The organism is Candidatus Merdisoma sp. JLR.KK006, assembly GCF_036941035.1.
GTDB lineage: Bacteria > Bacillota > Clostridia > Lachnospirales > Lachnospiraceae > Laedolimicola.
Genome location: NZ_JAYMNS010000073.1, coordinates 1 through 1,938 on the forward strand (window position 1 = coordinate 1; position 1,938 = coordinate 1,938).

General features: G+C 41.0%; 1 protein-coding gene. It reads right to left on the reverse strand.

Annotation, left to right across the window (positions count from 1 at the left end):
- Window positions 1–96: 96 nt before the first annotated feature.
- Window positions 97–1,773 (reverse strand): IS1634 family transposase, encoded by a 1,677-nt coding sequence (locus VSQ61_RS22590; RefSeq protein WP_334346568.1) that lies wholly within the window; start codon window positions 1,771–1,773, stop codon window positions 97–99.
- Window positions 1,774–1,938 lie beyond the last annotated feature (165 nt).

A 1,938-nucleotide genomic window follows, 5' to 3' on the forward strand; every position in this document is an offset into this window, starting at 1 on the left:
CCTGACTTTGGTATCAGACATTAAAAAATGGCGTTAGTTTATGAAAATAGTAAAAGCTGTTGCATTTCGGTGCAGCAGCTTTTTGTGATAGGATTATTAAAATTTGTGGTTCAGAATTGATTTTATCTGTGTTTCCGTAAGATAATAATTCGTCAAGGGTAACTTTAGCTTTCGTGCCAATTCATGAATAAAGCTTGTTGACCTTGTTGTATTTATATATTTGTTCTCCCCCCTTATCACTTTAAAATCTCTTATAAATTCAAATATATCCGAGGTTGAATATTCGTTTTCAAGGATCTTAAACTGGAAAAGGCGTTCCAGCAGCACGGTCAGGTAACAGATTAGAAAGTGTCCTTTTATTGTTTCTTCTTTCCGCAGGAATACCGGGCGTGCATCCAAATCGGATTTCATGATCTTAAAGGATTCCTCGATCCTCCATAAATTGTGATACGTATTGTAGATGTCGGAATCTTTCATTTCCGTTTCGGAGGTTACCAAAAGGTTGTATCCGGCAAATTTCAGGTCTTTGTCGATTGCTTCCTGGTTCATGGATACGGACGCCTTTTTCCCGGAACGATCCGTAAATTTCACATATTTCCCCGCCTCGCCAAACTCGGCCTTTTTCGCTTGTGAGGCGGTCAGGGCCCTGGCTTTCTCAACCATGCGGTTTATTTCATATCTCTTCTTTGCGGCAAGGGAGGGATTATAAGTCAGCAGGCGTTTTTCACGCAGTTTTATCACATGTTCCTTTCCTTCATGCTCCACCTTGTAAGGGAATGAGTCAATGCACGATTTATAGCGGTATAAAAGCTTCCCGTTTTTATTTCTTACGTCCGTGAAGCCGTCCTCTAACAATACCCAGGTTTTTTCCGTTTCGGGAAGTCCTTTGACGGATTTGGAAAAAAGGTACCCATCGCCGCTTTTTTTAGAAGATGCGATGTTTTTAGCACAGTTGAGCCCCTTGTCGGCCACATGAATGGTTTTCCCGGTAATGTTATGCTGTGCCTTCAACTGGTCGATCACATCCCTTAAAACCGGTTTTTCAGATTCATTTCCCGGATACATTTTCATGCCGATGGGGATTTGATTGCCGTCCAGCAATAATCCAAGGCCGACAATCGGCTCTTTTTTATTTTCCTTGCTGGGTCCCTTTTTCCGAAAATCATCCTCCCTGTCAATCTCGAAATAAAAGTTTGTGCAGTCAAAGTAAGTTTTGGAAGTATCCGTTTTGAAAAAGGCATTGGTCCGAACGGTGAATATTTCAATGAATTTTTCATAATCGTTTCCAAGGAAGGCCAGGCCGTGCAGGAGCTGGTCGTAAGAAAAATGAACGGGGTCGTACAGATTTGGAAGGACTTCATGGAAGGTCTTGTATTTGCTGCATGGATGTACGGCCCTGGCATAAATCAAGGAGGACAGAAGTTCGTAAAGATCATAGGAAAAGTCGTTCGTAAGTTTAAAATAATCGACATATTTTTGGATATGCATTTTTTCAAGGAGAACCTTGAGAGGAAAATAGCCAAGATAATGAAGGGGTGAGACTTCGGATATTTTAGGCACACCGGCCTGGGCCTTTTCCAGGTTTAGAGCATCCACTTCTTTTTGAAAGTGGGCGATGGGGTCGGGAATGCCCTTTTGAATCCAGGTTTCGACGGAACCAAGAGATTTGAAACATTTGTGAGCGGTGCCGTGCTTTTCATGACTATAAAAGCTTTCGTCAATAGAGAGATAGGTCCGCCCTTTGAGTTTTGTTTTCTTTAAGTAAAAAGCCATAGTAGAATCCTCCGTAAATAACGCCACTAACGCCATTATTATAACATAGAAAAAATAAAAATGCAAGAGTTATGAGAAATAAAAAAAGCCTTATTTCAAGGCGTTTAAAAAGGGTTGAATATACGGTTTGCTTCGAAAGAATATGGTGTTAACTGCTAAAGACGG

Bases quoted from the DNA above. Each gene is read 5' to 3' on its own strand.
- VSQ61_RS22590 (WP_334346568.1), bottom strand. From the start codon at position 1,773: ATGGCTTTTTACTTAAAGAAAACAAAACTCAAAGGGCGGACCTATCTC.